General features: G+C 41.1%; 19 protein-coding genes. 4 read left to right on the forward strand and 15 right to left on the reverse strand.

The genetic code is table 11. From position 1 onward, the window contains the following. Positions 1-76: 76 nt before the first annotated feature. The 7 genes from K1I43_RS11520 to K1I43_RS11550 all read right to left on the reverse strand — a co-directional run bounded on the left by K1I43_RS11520 (position 77) and on the right by K1I43_RS11550 (position 6,499). On the reverse strand, positions 77-709 hold the full coding sequence (locus tag K1I43_RS11520) for a response regulator (RefSeq protein WP_136260226.1): 633 nt from the start codon (positions 707-709) through the stop codon (positions 77-79). Further along, entirely contained in the window at positions 690-1,709 is a 1,020-nt protein-coding gene (locus tag K1I43_RS11525; protein ID WP_136260227.1) for a PAS domain-containing sensor histidine kinase, read from the reverse strand. The genes K1I43_RS11520 and K1I43_RS11525 overlap by 20 nt, the downstream gene beginning before the upstream one ends. 66 nt (positions 1,710-1,775) lie before the next feature. Then, positions 1,776-3,185 (reverse strand): MBL fold metallo-hydrolase, encoded by a 1,410-nt coding sequence (locus tag K1I43_RS11530; RefSeq protein ID WP_136260228.1) that lies wholly within the window; start codon positions 3,183-3,185, stop codon positions 1,776-1,778. Positions 3,186-3,201: 16 nt separating this feature from the next. Further along, positions 3,202-3,726 (reverse strand): hypothetical protein, encoded by a 525-nt coding sequence (locus tag K1I43_RS11535; protein WP_136260229.1) that lies wholly within the window; start codon positions 3,724-3,726, stop codon positions 3,202-3,204. 12 nt (positions 3,727-3,738) lie between these two features. Beyond that, the gene (locus tag K1I43_RS11540) at positions 3,739-4,938 is read right to left on the reverse strand and encodes an FAD/NAD(P)-binding oxidoreductase (RefSeq protein ID WP_136260230.1); all 1,200 of its coding nucleotides are present in this window, start codon (positions 4,936-4,938) and stop codon (positions 3,739-3,741) included. Between the two features lie 142 nt (positions 4,939-5,080). Beyond that, on the reverse strand, positions 5,081-5,518 hold the full coding sequence (locus K1I43_RS11545; RefSeq protein WP_136260231.1) for an OsmC family protein: 438 nt from the start codon (positions 5,516-5,518) through the stop codon (positions 5,081-5,083). A gap of 18 nt (positions 5,519-5,536) precedes the next feature. Continuing rightward, positions 5,537-6,499: an arsenic resistance protein gene (locus K1I43_RS11550; protein ID WP_009361845.1), complete on the reverse strand. Its 963-nt coding sequence runs from the start codon at positions 6,497-6,499 to the stop codon at positions 5,537-5,539. A 215-nt stretch (positions 6,500-6,714) separates the two neighbouring features. Here K1I43_RS11550 and K1I43_RS11555 point away from each other — a divergent pair, with 215 nt between their 5' ends. The 4 genes from K1I43_RS11555 (at position 6,715) to K1I43_RS11570 (ending at position 9,948) form a co-directional block, all read left to right on the forward strand. Then, positions 6,715-7,386, forward strand: coding sequence for a response regulator transcription factor (locus tag K1I43_RS11555; protein WP_019418075.1), 672 nt, complete (start codon positions 6,715-6,717; stop codon positions 7,384-7,386). Beyond that, positions 7,376-8,746, forward strand: a complete 1,371-nt coding sequence (locus tag K1I43_RS11560) for a sensor histidine kinase (protein WP_026011758.1) — start codon at positions 7,376-7,378, stop codon at positions 8,744-8,746. Before K1I43_RS11555 ends, K1I43_RS11560 begins: the two co-directional genes overlap by 11 nt. 85 nt (positions 8,747-8,831) lie before the next feature. Further along, positions 8,832-9,314 carry a hypothetical protein gene (locus K1I43_RS11565; protein WP_019418077.1) on the forward strand — a complete coding sequence of 161 codons (483 nt, stop codon included), beginning with the start codon at positions 8,832-8,834 and terminating at the stop codon, positions 9,312-9,314. 1 nt (position 9,315) lies between these two features. Further along, positions 9,316-9,948, forward strand: coding sequence for a PspA/IM30 family protein (locus tag K1I43_RS11570; RefSeq protein ID WP_026011759.1), 633 nt, complete (start codon positions 9,316-9,318; stop codon positions 9,946-9,948). Between the two features lie 36 nt (positions 9,949-9,984). On the opposite strand, the gene K1I43_RS11575 is transcribed toward K1I43_RS11570, so the two are convergent. From K1I43_RS11575 to K1I43_RS11610, 8 genes are all read right to left on the reverse strand, one after another. Then, positions 9,985-10,674, reverse strand: coding sequence for a hypothetical protein (locus K1I43_RS11575; protein WP_019418078.1), 690 nt, complete (start codon positions 10,672-10,674; stop codon positions 9,985-9,987). Between the two features lie 61 nt (positions 10,675-10,735). Beyond that, positions 10,736-12,244 (reverse strand): HD-GYP domain-containing protein, encoded by a 1,509-nt coding sequence (locus K1I43_RS11580; RefSeq protein ID WP_019418079.1) that lies wholly within the window; start codon positions 12,242-12,244, stop codon positions 10,736-10,738. 116 nt (positions 12,245-12,360) lie between these two features. Next, entirely contained in the window at positions 12,361-12,660 is a 300-nt protein-coding gene (gene qoxD, locus K1I43_RS11585) for a cytochrome aa3 quinol oxidase subunit IV (RefSeq protein WP_019418080.1), read from the reverse strand. Further along, the gene (qoxC, locus tag K1I43_RS11590; protein ID WP_009361853.1) at positions 12,661-13,266 is read right to left on the reverse strand and encodes a cytochrome aa3 quinol oxidase subunit III; all 606 of its coding nucleotides are present in this window, start codon (positions 13,264-13,266) and stop codon (positions 12,661-12,663) included. Beyond that, positions 13,256-15,232: a cytochrome aa3 quinol oxidase subunit I gene (gene qoxB, locus K1I43_RS11595; RefSeq protein WP_026011760.1), complete on the reverse strand. Its 1,977-nt coding sequence runs from the start codon at positions 15,230-15,232 to the stop codon at positions 13,256-13,258. The genes qoxC and qoxB overlap by 11 nt, the downstream gene beginning before the upstream one ends. Beyond that, positions 15,222-16,193: a cytochrome aa3 quinol oxidase subunit II gene (gene qoxA, locus K1I43_RS11600; RefSeq protein WP_009361855.1), complete on the reverse strand. Its 972-nt coding sequence runs from the start codon at positions 16,191-16,193 to the stop codon at positions 15,222-15,224. The genes qoxB and qoxA overlap by 11 nt, the downstream gene beginning before the upstream one ends. Before the next feature lie 373 nt (positions 16,194-16,566). Beyond that, the gene (locus tag K1I43_RS11605; protein ID WP_019418082.1) at positions 16,567-17,916 is read right to left on the reverse strand and encodes an aldehyde dehydrogenase; all 1,350 of its coding nucleotides are present in this window, start codon (positions 17,914-17,916) and stop codon (positions 16,567-16,569) included. Between the two features lie 80 nt (positions 17,917-17,996). Further along, positions 17,997-18,299, reverse strand: coding sequence for an ArsR/SmtB family transcription factor (locus K1I43_RS11610; protein WP_009360715.1), 303 nt, complete (start codon positions 18,297-18,299; stop codon positions 17,997-17,999). Positions 18,300-18,577: the final 278 nt, after the last annotated feature.

The raw sequence follows: 18,577 nt of genomic DNA on the forward strand, positions 1-18,577 counted from the left end.
TGTCTTTTTTCGGGTCATCGGACAATCGAATTTCCAATTTCGATGATTTTTCACCTTGACATATTACCGCAGGACTTTACACTAAATCGGCAATATGATTTTTTAAAGCGTATTGAATGAGTTCATGTTTTTCCTTAATACCAAGTTTTTGCATAATGTTCGTTTTGTGATTTTCGACCGTTTTCGGACTAATTTTTAACTTATTTGCAATTTGGCTGTTCGTATATCCTAGAAAAGTTAACCGAACAATTTCACGTTCGCGATTAGTAAGTGGTGACTTCGGCTCTTTTTCCGCAAACATTTTTTCAAGCCGTTCCTCAGGAATATGGGTACGATAAAATCGCTTGCCATGATATACGGCTTGCAATGCTTCGTGCAGATCGTTTGTTTGGCTGTTTTTTAACAAGTAACCGTGAATATTATATTGAATCGCTTTTTGTACATATATTTCTTCATCATGCATCGTTAAAACAATAATTTTCACATCTTCTAATTCATCCATAATCGTTTTGGCGGTTGTAAATCCGTCAAGCCCTGTCGGCATCGAAAGGTCGAGCAAAATGACATCTGGGCGATGTTTCAATGCCAGTGTAATGGCATCGCAACCGTTGCTTGCCTCCCCAACGACTTCCACCTCACGAAACCCTTCAAGAAGGAGGCGAATACCTTTTCGAATTAAATCATGATCGTCAACGATTAACACTTTCATCCTCTCCGCCCTCCTCTAATGGCACACGCACAAAAATCATTGTCCCTTTCATTGGTGCAGATGTAATAGTCGTTTCCCCTCCGAGATGAAAAACACGTTCTTGAATATGTTTTAAGCCGAGCCCTTCACGCTTTTCTTCAACGTGGAAACCGACACCGTTATCCACAACAGAGACAAGCAATTCCCGTTCTGTCTGTTCAATCGAAATAGACACTTCTGTTGCCTTTGCATATTTCATCACGTTATGTAGTGCTTCTTGAATGATGCGATACAAGTTAATTTCCATCGTCGGTGACAAGCGTGTATATACGTTTGTTTGAAATGAAAATAACGTATTTGGCATTTTCGATTGAAGTGACTGGATAAGCGACTGAATCGTTGGAATAAGCCCAAGGGCATCTAAACTTTTTGGACGAAGTTGTTGAGCATATAGTTTTACATCTTCCATGACGCGTCCAAGTTCTTCACGCACTTCTTTGACGTATGCATGGAGCTTTTCATCTTGTACACGTTGAATAATATTATCTAACGCGATGGAAATGCTGTAGAGCGACTGCCCGACACCGTCATGTAATTCTTGTGCTAAACGTTTATGTTCCTCTTCCTTTGCTTCGGTTAGTTTTTTCACCATCCACTTTGAACGACGTGCTTCCTCTTCTTTTTTCTTCGCTGTTTGATCACGCAAAACAAGCAAATAATATTTCGCATCATCTTGTTCGAGGATAAGTGCTGTGCTCATTTCTACATCAATTAACTGTCCATGATACGTCGGCATTTCCGATAAAAAATACGGTACTTCTTCTGTTGCGATTAAATAACATCGCTCTTCCCCTTCACGTACATCACGTTGTTGACAAAACGAGCAGTAAGGCACTTTTTCACCTAGTTGCCAGCCGGTAAGCCGTTTGGCAGCTGGGTTCATCTCTACAATCGTGCGCTTATGATCCATGACAATAATCTCATCTTGAATGTAAGCAAAAATTTTATCTAAAAATTGCATGTTCTCACCTCTCTTCCATTATAGGAGAGAGAAAAGATGAAAAGAAAGGACTGACACCGTCAGCCCTTATGATTGTTTTACAACTGGAAGTTTTTCTCTCGTCCACGCTAAATATCCACCTTTTAAGTTGAGTACTTGCTTGAATCCATTTGCTTGTAAAATGCTTGCGCCAATGGCTGAGCGCGCACCTGAACGGCATTGAACAATATATGTTTTACCTTCTGGAATCTCGTGTAAACGATCGGCAAGTGTGCCAAGCATCATATGTTGTGCGCCTTCAATATATCCTTCATCCCATTCTGCTTGGTTCCGTACGTCAATGAGATGATAGCGATCGTCTTTTATATATTGTTGCAACTGATGTACATCAATTTCTTCGTAGCTTTCAACCTCACCGTTTAATGCAACGGCTGGCTCTACGTATGCAACGACGCGATCTAATCCAATATAAGCAAGTGCTTTGCGAATGGATTGTACATCTTCTTTATTTGCGATGATTACAATATCTTGTTCATAGTTGATTAACCAGCCTGCCCAGTTTGTGAATGATTTGTTAAACGGAATGTTTATTGAGCCTTCATAATGTCCATTCGCAAACTGTTGTGATGGACGAACATCTAAAATAAACGCTCCGTTTGCTTTATACTCGTCGAGCTGCTCACGCGTTTGCAACGCCGGCACTTCTTCTTCATTTACATAAGCTGGACCAACTTTATTTACCTTTTTCATCATCGCGAAATACTTCGGCGGCTCTGGTTGCCCTGTAAGCAATAGTTTTACAAACTCTTCTTCGTCTTCAATTTTTAACGCCCAGTTGTTTAACTTTTCATATCCAACCGTTGAAACTGGAACCGCACCGAGCGCCTTTCCGCATGCGCTTCCCGCTCCATGTGCTGGCCATACTTGCAAATAATCTGGGAGGGCTTTAAATTTTTTCAGCGATTGGAACATTTGACGCGCGCCAACGTCTGCCGTACCAGCCACTCCTGCTGCCTTTTCAAGTAAGTCTGGACGACCGATGTCACCAACGAAAACGAAGTCGCCTGTGAAAATACCCATCGGCTCTGTTGAACCGCCACCTTTATCCGTTAAGAGAAAGGAAATATGTTCTGGCGTATGCCCTGGTGTATGAAGCACTTGAAACTCGACATTCCCAATAGTAAAAACGCTTCCTTCTTTCACAAGTTCGTAATTGACTTCATCTAAATATTGATATTTCCAGTTCGCATCTCCTTCATCAGATAAGTAAAGCTTCGCACCGCAACGTTTGGCTAGTTCTTTTGCACCTGAAACGAAGTCTGCGTGAATGTGTGTTTCTGTTGCGGCGACAATTTGCAATCCTTCTTTTTTCGCTGTGTCGATATACCAATCGACATTGCGGCCTGGCTCGATCACAATTGCTTCCCCTGTGCGTTGGCATCCGACTAAATAAGACATGTGCGCTAATTGCTCATCGAAAAATGAACGAAATAACATATACATCCCCTCCAATTTATTTATGTTTGCTTGCTACATCAAGTAGCGTTTCTATATATTTCACCCCATCTTGAATGAGTGGGTGTTTTAACAAACGGTACATGCGTAATAGCGATACAGCGGACGAATCGCGATCGCGTTGGAAGCGTTCGTTTGTTTCTTTTAAAATCGTTAATCCTTTTTCAATTGGAACGATATCTTTTGCTCCTTGTATCGCATACGCCATTGACTCACGATCATTGATCACGCTTGTCACAAATGAAATGAGCTCTTCTGCTTTTTGTAGCCATTGGACAAGCGTTGGCAGCAGCTGAACGAGCGTCGCAAGTGCTTCAAGATGTTCCGACGTCAGTCGAAATGGCGCGGCTTTTTCCTCCCATTCCGTAAACATCGCTTCAAGCGATTTTTTATCATTCAGTACATGTTGAACAAATGTGACTTTTTCTTCTAACGATTCCATTGTTTGTTTTAGTTGTGGGAGTTTTTCAATAAAATAACGGAGCGCCTCTTGTTGTTCATCGTTTTCAATTCGTTGCAACATGTTCTCCCCCCTCTACATAAGTCCTTTTAACATTCCGTTCCAATAGACGATCGGCAGCAAGTTTCGTTTCATGACATACATACTCATTCGTTCTTTTGACTGATCGAATGGGAACGTTTCTTGTGAATTTTTTTCATAATCAAACTCAGCTAAAACGAGCTTATTATAACCGGTTACGAGTGGACATGATGTATAGCCATCGTAACGGGCTTTTAACGGTTTTTCGTTCATAAGTGCGAGTAAATTTTCTGCCACGACTGGTGCTTGTTTTCGAATCGCTGCCCCTGTTTTAGATGTTGGTAAATTTGTGCAGTCACCTGCCCCAAATACATTTTCATACGTTTTATGTTGCAACGTATACGGATCGACATCGACCCATCCAGCCGCATCCGCTAATGGACTTTTCTTAATAAAAGCTGGCGGTCCCATCGGTGGTGTTACGTGAATCATATCGAAACTTAACGTAAAGCGTTCGTTCGTATCGAGATGTTCAAATGTCGCTTTTTTCGCTTTTCCATCAATTTCAACTAGCTCGACACGATATTTCGCCTCAATATTTTTTCGTTGAATGACTTGTTCAAGCGTATCAGCATATTTTTTGACAGCGAAAATGTTTGGTAATCCAGAAGCAAAAATGATGTTTGTTTGTTCGCGAACACCAGATTGACGGAAATAGTCGTCTGCTAAATACATAATTTTTTGTGGCGCACCACCGCATTTTACTTGAGTACTTGGTTGTGTGAAAATGGCTGTACCGCCGCGGAAGTTGCGAATGTTTTCCCACGTGCTTTGCACGTAGTCGTATGAATAGTTGCTGCAAACACCGTTTTTGCTGATCGTTTCTTTCAATCCTTTAATTTGATCCCAATAAATTTCGACACCTGCCGCTACAACTAAATAGTCGTAACGAACTGTTGACCCTTCTTTCGTTTTTAATGTGTTTTTTTCTGGAACAAACGTATCGACCGCTTCTTTTAGCCATTTCGCTCCATCCGGAATAAGTGTAGCTTGCTCGCGAACGGAGTCTTCTACTTTAGCTGCTCCGCCACCTACAAGCGTCCAAAGCGGTTGATAGTAATGTTTATCTGATGGATCAATCAGCAACACCTGTCCACGTAACTGACGATTTTTTCTTAATAACCGTGCTGCAATCGAAATACCTGCTGAGCCAGCCCCAACAATTGCTACCTTCACACCGTAGACGTTCGCCATCGTTCATCGCTCCTTTTTGTATCCGCTTTCAATTTTGTTTTCTTAACTTAATTACATTGTATATGTTGTTAAACTATATACCCATAGGGGATTTCCCTTATCTTTTGATGCAAACAAAAAAAGAGCGGCAAACGCCGCTCTACTACGCTTTGTACCATTGATCATTCATTTGTACGCCTGCTGCTTTAAACAACGTATATACTGGGCAACGCGCCTCCACTTTCTCTTTCAATTGTTGAATCCGTTCTTCACTTTCGTTCGTTTTCACAGCTACTTCGACAGACACATTGTCAAAATAAGGACGAACAGATGGATCCCCCATAAATCCGCGCGGGTCAAACTGTCCCTTTACTGTAAAAGTCATGTCTTGTAAATCAAATTTCATCTCCCGCGCCACGACGCGAGCAGTCACATTTTCACATGCCGCAAGCGCTCCAAGTAACATTTGAAGCGGATTTGCTCCTAAATCTTGACCGCCCATTTGCTTCGCTTCATCAATCACAAATTCATGTTTTCCAGCCTTTGCTCGTGTTGTCACTCCTTCAGTTGTCGCTTGAACGATAAATGTCATTTTATTCATGATAATCAGCTCCCTTTCTTAGTTGTTTTGTTGTTTAAACCAATATTGATTTGCTATTTTTCCGTAGTAAGCGATCGACTGTTGTTGAACGATAAAAGCGAGAGTAACAATGAGTGCTGCTTCTGCACCGAAAGATGTTGCAGCTAATCCGATCGCAATAGATAAATTACGCAAAACGGTACCGTTGACAAGCGCGATGCCGTCTTCACGATTAAAAAATTGTTTAGCTACCAACGTGCTAATCACATAGTTAACGAAATAGAAAAGTAACAATACTGCCAACGCGATGACAATAAGCTGTAAGTTAGATACAATCATTTTTGCTCGCATGCTAATGCTGACAAATACTACATATAGCATGGCCCATATACTTAACGGCGCAAAGTTTGGCTTCACTTGTTTTTGAAATTGCTCTGGCGTATATTTTCTCATTAGCCATTTAAATGTGATATGCCCGAGAATCATTGGTACAAACACAACGAGTAAAATCGTACGGAACGTTTCCATCACGTTAATGTCAACGTATTTTCCAACCATTACAAGCAAATACCATGGTGTCAACAAAGAGCCAAGCACAAGGCCAAATACAGTTAACTTTACAGCTGCTGCCATATTTCCTTTTTGAATCGCTGTCCATGAAATCGTCATTCCACTCGTCGGAAGAAGCGCGGACAGGGCAAGTCCTGCAAACATGATCGGATGATGTTGCAACATCGTCTTTCCGATCAAAAAAGCGATAAATGGAATAATAATAAAATTGATAACGATGGAAGCAAACAATATTTTCTTTTCTTTTAAATGGGTTAATTCCTTCCATTTAAAACCAACCATCGTTGCATAAATCATAATAATTGTTGCAAACAAAATGGTCGACTTTAAAAAACTCGTATCTACAAACGTTCCTACGATAAATCCGAACAACAACGTTGCTGGAACGCTAATGAGTAAATGTTTTTGTGGAAAAAAATATAATTTTTTCATTCGTGTCCCCCTTTCTTATATACCCCGTTAGGTATTTACACTTATACTATAAGGGGTATATAAGAACTTTGCAACCTTTTTCACAAATTCGTCATATTGTTATCGTTTTCACTCCTCTACATGTAAATTTCCTTTTTTCTGTTTTTGTTTTTTATGTCGTTTTCACCTGTTTTTCATCGGGATTTGGTATGATGAAAGAAAAAAAGGTGAGAAGAATGAAAGTGTTGCTTGCAGAAGATGATGTATATTTAGGTGAACTGATCGTCCATTTATTGAAGAAAAAAGGTGTCGAACATGTTGATTGGGTACAAGAAGGAGAAGATGCTTACGATTATGCACTCGCTTCGTTTTATGATGTGATTATTTTAGATTGGATGTTACCAAACGGTGATGGCGTTAGCGTATGTCAACGTTTAAGAAAACATGGCTATCACGGAGCCATTTTAATGTTAACAGCGAAAGATGCGGTACAAGACCGCGTCGAAGGGTTAGAAGCCGGAGCGGATGATTACTTAGTAAAGCCGTTTGAAATCGATGAGCTCATAGCACGCCTTAAAGCGTTATCGCGGCGCACATTTGCACCAATTCAAGAAGAAATTGTCCGCTGGGGAGCGTTTGAAGTCAACCGTACAACTCATACATTGACGAAAAATGGAGAACAAATGATATTAACCCCACGTGAATTTCAACTACTCGATTTATTACTGCAAAACAAAGGTCGGGTGTTAACGCGCGACATTATTCTTGATCGTATTTGGGGTTATGACGCAGACGTCTCGATGAAAACGATTGATGCAACCGTCAAGCTGTTGCGTAAAAAAATTGGAGATGAACAACAACAGCTCATTAAAACGGTGCGCGGGGTGGGATATACCATTGAAAAATAACATTCGTTCTTTTTTCAATCATTCCGATATGTTTCACCGCACACAATGGCGCTTAACTGCCACATACAGCGGGATTCTTATCGTGTTTTTAGCCATTTTTATTGCGGTTGTTTCTTTCCTTATTCATACCGTCATGACAAATGACCAAGAGCGACGCATTCGTATGCTCGCTGAACAAGAAGGACAAACGATTCAAACCTTGCTTACAGAGCAGCCGTTCATCGGTTGGCCAACAGATCAAAATGTCATTTTTTTAAGTGAAGACCAACTGTTTTTTTACGTCGTAGATGCGCGCGGACGGTTGATGATGGGGGATGAAGTGAATAAAGGATTGCGACCGCTTCTCCTCTCTACACTTCAACCGTGGACGCCAGAAAAAAATGAATTAAGATATGTAGACATTCATATCCCTCACCATCAGCACGAATTGAAACGATTTCGTGCCGATGAATTAAAAATATTAACTGTCGCTCGTCCCTTAATTGTCGATCGACAACTCGTTGGCGTGCTATATGTCGGTATGGATGTGACAAGCATGTTTCGTTTGCTCAAATGGTCAACATTCATTTTACTCAGCCTCGGCGTGTTATTTATCGCGGTCGCTGTTGCTTTTAGCTATTTCATGTCTAAACGTGCGCTCGTTCCAATTCAAGACGCATACAATCGCCAACGTCAATTTGTCGCCGATGCTTCTCATGAACTGCGGACGCCACTTAGCGTCATTTTTTCTTCTGTAGAAGCATTGAAAATGGATATGTCGTTAACGTCCGATGCATTTAGTCGTAAAACGATTGAACGTCTAGGAGATGAGACAAAACGAATGACTAAACTCATTAACGACCTTCTCACCCTTGCACGAACAGACGACGCAAAGCTTCAGATCGAAAAAAAACCGTTTGATTTGCAGGCATGTGCCCAACATACGCTGCATTCGTTACAAGAGCTTGCAAATAAAAAGAACATTACGCTTCAGTTTCATGCGTCTGAACAAATTGAATTCGTCGGGGATGAAGATAAATGTACACAGCTGTTGTACATTTTGCTTGATAATGCCATCAAATATACTCCTGAAGGTGGAACAGTTTCCCTTTCTTTCAAACAATATGTGACGAAACAACGAAAAGTTGTAGAAATTTCCATTTCTGACACAGGGATTGGCATTGCACCTGAACACCTTCCTCATATTTTTGATCGCTTTTACCGTGCAGACAAAGCGCGAACACGGCAAATTGGCGGCCACGGTCTTGGACTTTCCATCGCAAAATGGATTGTTGAAGCACATAACGGACACATTCAAGTTGAAAGCGAAGTGGGGAAAGGAACAACATTTACTCTCACTTTTCCGAATGAACGTGCATAAATGTCGCACGTTTTTTTCTTTTTCACCTAATTTTCTCTTTTCGCTTGTACAATTCAAACTGTAAACAACAAAGGAGGTGAGTGATGTGAAAAAACGAACCCTTTTCTTTTTGCTAGGTGGACTAGTTGTCGTCGCCGTATTCGCACACGTCGCTACTTATTTCATTCACATCGGTTGGAGCGGACGAATGCCGGCAGAGCACATGATGGGAATGGGGAAACATCATCGCGCATTTGGCCACCACGGTCCACAAATGATGCGACCACACGGCATGCCAATGTTCGGATGGATTCCTTTCCTTATTCAGTTGGCATTCGTCATCATCGGATGGATCGTGTGGAAAACGACAAAAAGCGGCGGCAAATGGATTGGCGGGGCGCTCATGGCGATCGGGCTCGTTGGTCTTTTACCGAAAGCGTTGCTTGCTGTCCTAGCTATTGTTGCAGCTTACGTGTTGTTTAGAAGCAAAACGAAACCAGCGCCTGCATTTGAACCGTTCGTTTCACCTATTCAAAACCATAGCTTTTTAGATGAATGGGAAAAAACAATAAACAAGGAGGAAAAATAAGATGGGTATTTTTAAACGCGTCAAACATGTCGTCCTTGCCGACTTACACGACATCATTGACAAATGCGAAGATCCGATTCGCATGACGAAACAATACATTCGTGAACTAGAAGAACAGCTAGAAAAAGCACAACAAGCATTAGCGCAGCAATTCGTGTTAGAACAAAAATATGAACGTTTGATCGCAGATGCGAAAGAAATGATTGAAAAACGTGCTCGTCAAGCAAAATTAGCCGTTGAAAAAAATGAAGAGCCGATCGCAAAAATGGCTCTTCAAGAAAAAATCGCTTATGAAAAAAAATTAGAACTATATACGCAACAATACAATACATTAAAAGAAAAAACAACTGTTTTAACAGAAAAAGTGAAGCAACTGTACGAAACATATGAGCAATTAAAACTAAAACAAGTGCAGTTAATGACGCGCTTTTATGTTGCCGAGACGATGAAACAAATGGACGAAGCGATGACGTCTTTTCATTACGATCATGTCATAAAAGGTTTTGCGCGTATGGAAGAAAAAGTAATGTTGCTCGAAGCAGAAGCAAAAGCTCGCTCTGTCATTCAAACGATGCCCCCTCAATCATTTGATGTAGAAGTCGAGCAACAACTCAAGCAATTAAAAGGCGAGTAATACAAAAGGTGTCCCTGTCCGGACACCTTTTGTATGTTATGTCGTCCATTCATCATGAATAATTCCAACGAGTTTCCATTGACCGTTTTCTTGTTCAAAGACGAGGCGCAAACTTCTCCAATCCATGCCGCTATACTGTGGGTCAAAGCCTGTGAAATGAAATTCGATAAATGATCCGTTCGGATATGCTTGTTGAATGTTGTTAATCATATTTCCTGTCCCAACAACAACATTATTTCCGATCATATGTGGATTCGCAAAATCTACATCATAGACGAAACGATCAAAATAGTCTTGAAACGTGAATTGAATAGGATCGCCTGAACCGTCATATACTCCCCATTGATATACTTGCGTCGAAGCCCAAAGGGAAGGAAGCTGAGAAGCAGAAAACTGCAAATCATTTTGGACATCGACATGTCCATATGGACTAAACCGCACCCCAGCTGTCGAATGGACATAAGAAGAAAGCGTATTCATATCTTTATTTTTTAACGCGGTCACAACATTTAACGCGACAGATAAAAGAGAAGAAGAAATTTGTTTTTCCTCGGTTTTTAATTGCTCGTTTTCTTTTTGAAGCTGTTTATTTTTTTCTTGCAGTTGTTCAATGGCCGATTGTTGTTTTTCAATCGTTTGTTCTAACTGTTTCACGTTCGATGGATCTTGCCCATTCGCGCATCCTGCAAGTAAAAGGAGAAAGCTAATCACGACCCGTTTCACCATCTCACATCCTTTTTCTTTTAGTATATCACTTACATAAAAAAATAGATGCCGTCGTTGGCATCTAACTCACTTTTTCTTGTTCTCTCTCCTTTAAAAAAGAAATAAAACAATCGACCATTTGGGCATCCCATTGTGTCCCACGACCTTCTAACAAAATCGAAACCGCTTTTTCTACATGCATTCCTTTTCGATATGGACGATCAGACGTCATCGCATCGAACGCATCAGCAACCGCGATGATGCGCCCAAAGAGCGGAATGTCCTCCCCTTTTAAGCCATCGGGATACCCTTTTCCATCGATCCGTTCATGATGTGATCGAATGCCCGGAAGCAAATCTTTTACTTTTTCAATCGGCTGCACTTGTCGAATAATGTTTTCACCGAGCACCGGATGTTTTTTAATCCATGCAAATTCCTCATCTGTTAATTTTCCGTCTTTCAATAAAATGTGATCAGGGATACCGATTTTGCCGATATCATGCAAAATCGCAGAACGATATAAACGCGCAAGTTGTTCATTTGTCACTCCTAGCCTTTTACCAATTTCCACAGCATATACCGCAACACGTTGCGAATGACCAGCTGTATATTCATCACGCGCATCGAGCGCTGTCGTCATGACCGAAATAAAACTATTTAATAATTGCTTATTTTTTTCATCTCGTTTGACAATCGCATCGACCATATGGTTAAAGCCGTTTGTAAGCTCGGAAAATTCATCAATATACACGTTGTCACACATCAGTTCATACTCTTTTCTTTGCACGCGGTTCATATATTGAAGCAAATCTTCAATGCTTCGTTCTACATCTTCCGATAAGACACGCGCCGCAAATAAAGAAAACAAAACAGAAATGACTAAAACAACAATCGTCCACGTCCAATAGCCTGAAAACGTATTTTTCCCCTCAGCGAACAATTTGACCTCTGTCGCTAACACAAATAATAAAACTGGGAAAATGCCAATGAATAACACACTTAAGCCAATTTTTATTTTCATCGGAACATATACGACATTTGTTGCTCGGATCGTTTCATGAAACCCATGCATTCTCCCGATTTGCATCATATCGCCAATGAGCGGGCGCATCGTGCGTAGCGTTAAAAAAAACTCAATCATCGCATGAAGCATTGCAATAAGCAACGCACCAAATAAAGCATAAACGACATACATATATGGAATGCGCAACACATCTATAAAAATAAGCGAAAGCGTCAACGCAATGGCCGGAATAGAAAGCCCTAAAAAATGTGGAAGCGCAATACGTCTCACTGTAAGCAGCGGAAAACGCTTCGCTTGAACAAGCGCCCAATAAAACTGTTGTTCCGTTATATTGTTGTCATAAAAAAGACGACGAATCGGATCAATATCTTTTTGAAAGGCGCGATATTCAATAAATAACATCATGCAAAATGAAAAAAATTGAATAAGCAACAACAGCATTAAATCCACTTGGCGAATATGCAATGCCATAACCATTAGCGTACTACCGACACCGACAACTGCCAAAATCGAGCCAATTGTGTAGTTGATAAACAATTTTTTTAACGTTTCCTCATATACACGCACACCCGTCCCTCCTCCCTGCTTTTTTTCATTATAACAAGAATGATGAACAAGTGGGAGGTAGACATGTATATACATGAGTAAAAAATTAAAAAACAACTGGCGTACAACCAGTTGTTTTAATGTGCGGCATGTCCAGACGTTAACACCCAAATCGATCCTGCGACAATGACGATCGCAACGAACACTGCATATGCCATATTAATGACGTTCGTTTTTCCGTCTTCTCCTTCTGTGACGTGCATAAACATAAATAGTTGAAGTCCGGCTTGAATGACCGCGAGTGAACCGATGATCCACATGACAATCGTATATGATACGTTCATTTTTAATGTGACAAACACCGCGACAAACGTTAAAACAAGCGAAAAGAAAAACCCAATCACGTGGCTAACGGGATATTTGCTTTTATGTTCCATTTACCCCACCATCCCTTTTAAATAAACGAACGTAAAAATGAAAATCCAAACGACATCAAGGAAATGCCAATATAAACTAATGATAAACATTTTTCTTGCAGTCATTGGCGTCAACCCGCGTTGAAGGAGTTGAATAATGAGCATAATCGCCCAAATGATTCCGAACGTCACGTGCGCGCCGTGCGTGCCAAGCAGCACAAAAAAGCTTGATAAAAATGCGCTCGTTTGCATCGTTGCTCCTTCATGCACGTAATGAATAAACTCCCGAATTTCCATAAACAAAAAGCCTGCCCCTAATAAAAGGGTGATAATAAACCAAACGAGCAGTTTTTTCATATCGCGTTGCCGCATGAAAAAGACAGCTAATCCACATGTGAAGCTACTCGTTAACAACAACAACGTTTCAATAAGCACATCGTTCAGCTTAAAAATGTCGCTCGGCGTTGGGCCACCGGCATAGCGGTGACCTAACACACCATAGACGGCAAACAACGTCGCAAATAGCACAATTTCTGCCCCGAGAAAAATCCAAAAACCTAAAATATTTAATCGGTTTTGTTCCGTTTGATATTCCAGTGGAAGAGAATGATTGACGTTAGCCGACATGATTTTCCGTCCCCCCTTCTACGTTTCTCCACGTACGTTCTGTTCGTTTAATCTCATCGACGCTTACATAATAGCCATCATTGTAATCAAACGAACGAATGACAAGCCCGATGATAATCCCAATCGCCGCAACAGCTGCTGCGATATGCGCTTCAAAGACGAGGAAGAAACCTGTAATTCCAAACACGACTGCCATATAAAACGGCAAACCTGAGTTGCTCGGCATATGAATTTTTTTGATTTCGCTTTCTTTCAACGTAAGCGTTTCACCACGTTTTTTCATATGCCAAAACGCATCTAATTGTTTCACTTCTGGAACGACCGCAAAGTTATAAAATTGTACTGGCGATGCCGTCATCCATTCAAGCGTGCGCGCATCCCATGGATCGTGGGAAACATTGCGCTTCGCATAACGGAAGCTCCAATAAATGTTATAACAAAATACCGCAAAGCCGATCGCCAAAATAATAGAACCGATCGCAGAAACGAGAAACAGCGGCGCAAACCCAGATTCTGCTGAATACGTATATGCCCGACGAACTGCGCCTTTTAAACCGAGGAAAAACATCGGCATAAACGTCACGTTAAATCCGATCGTAAACAACCAGAAGTGATATTTGCCGAGCTTTTCGTTTAACATAAAGCCGAACATTTTTGGCCACCAATAGTACAACCCTGCAAATACCGCAAACACAACGCCTGGAATTAACACGTAATGGAAGTGCGCGACTAAAAATAGCGTATTGTGATATTGGTAATCTGCAGCCGCCATCGCCAACATGACCCCTGTCACTCCACCGATGACGAAGTTTGGCACGAAAGCGAGCGCCCATAACATCGCAGTTGTAAATTGAATGCGTCCTTTTCGCATCGTAAACAACCAGTTAAAAATTTTCACGCCTGTCGGAACGGCAATTAACATCGTTGTAATCGAGAAAAATGAGTTCACCGCAGGACCTGCATCCATCGTGTAAAAATGGTGCACCCATACGATCATACTTAAAAATGCAATACCAACAATGGAAACGACCATCGATGTATAGCCGAACAACGTTTTTCGTGAAAACGTCGCAATGACTTCAGAGAAAATACCGAACGCCGGCAAAATGACGATATACACTTCTGGGTGGCCCCAAAGCCAAAATAAGTTTGCCCAAAGCATATCGCTTCCGCCTGAAGAAAGCGTAAAGAAATGTGTTCCGTACAAACGGTCAAACGTCATTAACGCTAAGGCAACTGTAAAAATCGGAAATGCCGCGACGATAATAATTGACGTAATGAATGTTGTCCATGTAAACATCGGCATTTTCATCAATGTCATGCCTGGTGCACGCATTTTTAAAATGGTGACAATAAAGTTAATACCGGTCATTAACGTCCCTAATCCTGCAATTTGCAACGCAATCGCATAGTAGTTATTTCCGATGCCTGGGCTAAACTCTTTTCCGGCAAGCGGGAAGTACGACGTCCACCCTGCATCCGGTGAACCGCCGACAACGAACGAAATGTTAAATAACATCGCCCCGCTAAAAAATAGCCAAAAGCTAAGTGCGTTCAACTGCGGAAACGCCACATCGCGCGCTCCAATTTGCAGAGGCACGACGACGTTCATTAAACCAATCAAAAACGGCATCGCCATAAATAAAATCATAATGACGCCATGTGTTGTGAAAATTTCATTGTAATGTTGCGCATCTAAAAAGTTCATTTCTGGGCGCGCCGTTTGCGCCTTCATTAACAACCCGTCAATTCCACCGCGGAAAAACATGAGTACACCTGATAAAATGTACATAATCCCAATTTTTTTATGGTCAACTGTCGTAAGCCATTCGCGCCATAACCAACCCCATTTTTTAAAGTACGTTAATCCAGCGACAATCGCAACGACAGTCAATACAATCGCAATTTGTGAACCGACAAGAAGCGGATCTCCTCCAACAAATATTTCATTCCACTTAATGCCCATGATGTTCACCTCCGCTATCACTCTCTAAAGCTTTTTGTTCCTCATCGTTACAAGTTGATGAGCTTTTGTAGTTATCTTCACGAATAAAAATTTTCCCTTGGTATCCATGCCCGCGATATAATTCTGGATTTGTGTACGTCTTCGAATGCGGATCAGCATGGTTTACCCATTGCAAATGCGTATCGACAAACGTCAATCGTCCTAAATGTGTCGGCAACAACAATTGTTCATATTTTTCTTTCGTTAATTTCGGTGCCGTTTGTTTCACTTCTTCCACCCATTTTTCAAACTCTTGTGGCGTTTGGGCTAACACTTCAAACTGCATATGTGCATACCCTCGTCCGTTAAAGTTTGTATTCCGTCCTTCATACGATCCCGGACGATCTGCAACGACGTATAATTCCGTTTCCATTTTGTTCATCGTATATTTTTGTCCAGCTAGCGCTGGTACCCAAAACGACTGCATCGTAGACGCGGAAGTCATTTTAAATAACACAAGACGACCTGCTGGAATGTTGACGTAGTTTACCGTTTCAATATTTTGTTCAGGGTAGCTAAAAATCCATTTCCAATCCGCTGACGTCACATGAATGACGAGCGGTTTTTCGTCTTCGTACCCTTTCGGCGGTTTTTCTAAATCATATAACGTTCTCATTGTCGGAATCGTTAGTGCGATGACGATCAAAATCGGAATAACGGTCCATACAATTTCAAGCACCGTGCTTCCATGCTCTTCAGGCGGTTCTTCCCCTTGCCGCTCAGGGCGATCCCGATATTTCCATACGATGTAAGCAAACAATGCAAATACAACGACAACAACGAGAAGCATCCACCAAATCGACCAGTTGATTAGTTCTGTAATACTTCTTGCAGCTGGTCCTTGCGGCTGAAACACAACCATCTCACAGCCACCAAGAAGCGGAAGCAATCCCGCTATCAATAAGGCAAACAAACGCTTCATCTGTCTTCACCTCAACAAAATTGTGATTCATTGAACAAAAAAACAAATACAAAACGAGCGAATTTAATTAGCTTTGTAGTATTAACACTATTGAAATGATTTTAACATGTATTGTAAAAATAATTGTGACGAAAAAGGGAAGGAAGAAACTGCATCGCAGGAAAAATAAGCAGCAAATCGATTGACAAAAAGAAAAACACTTTTCTCAATCTCTAAAAACGAGCGAGAAAAGCGCTATCTTTTATATAATACATGGAAATAGAAAAAGAAATCGGTTGTTCATCTGAAATCTTGTCACATTTTCGTTAAATTTTTTTCGAAATTTGTTCAAATTTATCTTCAGAACAAAAAGTGCCTCTTTAGGAACACTTTTTTATTTCAGCAGCTTTCGTACCCACTTGAGCGCATTTGGAAAGTTTGGATAGCGCAACGGGATATCGAATTTCGTTGTTTGTTTTAATACGCTTTTGTAGTGGGTGAACGCATCAAAGCTTGCTTTTCCATGATATGCACCGATGCCGCTTTGTCCGACCCCACCAAACGGCAAATGAGGATTAGCAACATGTACAACCGTATCGTTTATACATCCCCCGCCGAAATGAACTTGCTGTAATATTTGTTGTTGTACGTCACGATCTTCGGTGAACAAATAAAGCGCAAGCGGTTTTTCGTAGTCGTTGATCATTTGAATTGCTTCATCAATCGTTTCAAACGTAAGAATGGGCAAGATAGGGCCGAAAATTTCTTCTTGCATCACAGCATCATCCCATGTTATATCGTCAAGCAATGTCGGTTCAATCCAACGTTGCTCGATGTCGTATGTTCCACCGTGTAAAACTGTACCGTTTGCTAAGAAGCGAACGAGCCGTTCTGTATGTCGCACCGTTACTATACGACTGTACGTATTTTTATCACCGTACAATTGCTCAATATACTGCTTCATTCGCTCAATAAGCAGCGATTTAACAGACGCATGCACGAACACATAATCAGGTGCAATACACGTTTGTCCCGCATTTAAAAACTTCCCCCATACGATCCGCTTCGCAGCCAAGTCGATATGGGCAGAAGCATCGACGATCGCGGGACTTTTCCCACCAAGTTCTAATGTGACAGGCGTCAAATGTTTTGCGGCAGCAGCCATTACCATTTTCCCTACGGACACGCTTCCTGTGAAAAAAATATGGTCAAAAGGCAAGTCAAGTAGCTTTTGACTAACGTCTACACCCCCTTCTACGACAGCCACATATTCCTCTGAAAACGCCTCGGAAACAATCGCTTTCAACAAAGACGACGTCTCAGGTGTATATTCAGACGGCTTGACAATCGCACAATTTCCTGCGGCGATCGCTCCAATGAGCGGACTGATCGCAAGCTGAAATGGATAATTCCATGGCGCAATAATTAAACTGACACCGTATGGCTCTGGATATATGTAACTTTTTGATCCAAAGTGTGTCAATGGCGTCGGTACACGTTGCGGCTTCATCCAATCGCTTAGACGTTTCATTACAAAACGAATCTCTTCATACACGATCCCGATTTCTGTCGTATACGCTTCAAATGGGGATTTATGCAACTCTTTTTTTAACGTGTCGGTGATCGTCTGTTCATACTTTTTTATTGTCTCTTTCAAACGTGTTAATTGCTTTAAGCGAAAATCAAGAGAAAGCGTTTCGCCTGTTTGAAAATAATGCTTTTGTTTTTGAAGTAGCTGCTCCATGTTTCTCCCCCTTATCACACCTCATTTTCAAGTGTTTAAAAACTTAAACATATAAATTGAAAAAGTTGGCCTTTAGTCATCTAAAGGCACTCATTTTCTACAGCTTGAATCAATTCTTTTAATAATTCAACCGCCTTTTCAATTGACAACACATAATATCGTAATGTCCCTTTTTGTTCTACTGACACTAGTCCTTGATCCCGCAAAATTTTTAAATGATGCGAAATCGCTGGACGAGATAAACTTGACCGTTCTGTAATTTCATTGACTGTCAGCTTATCGTGTTCTGCAAGCAACAATACAATATCTTGACGGTGAGGATCGCTTAACGCTTGAAATAACGGTATGCACGATCGAAACACCTCGATCGCCTTTTGTCCCATTCCTCTCTTCCTTTCTTTTGTTTAAAAGTTTAAACATTTGATAAAATCATCATATTCTCTTTTTCTCTGTTTGTCAACTCTTCTTCATCTCTCTAACCGTTCCAAAAGTACCTTTTAGTCTCCCGTTTTTCCGCCACAACATTTCTTGTTTTACTAGCTATAAAGTCATGCAGCGTGAAAGTAATTAGCTTCAATCACTACTTTTTTCTTCTACTTCTTGTCATCGATTCGCCAGCCGTTCTCTACTAAAACATCGTTTAGGAAATGTTCTCTATAAG

Origin of the sequence: Anoxybacillus sp. ST70, from assembly GCF_019553625.1 — a bacterium.
Classification (GTDB): Bacteria; Bacillota; Bacilli; order Bacillales; family Anoxybacillaceae; genus Anoxybacillus; species Anoxybacillus gonensis.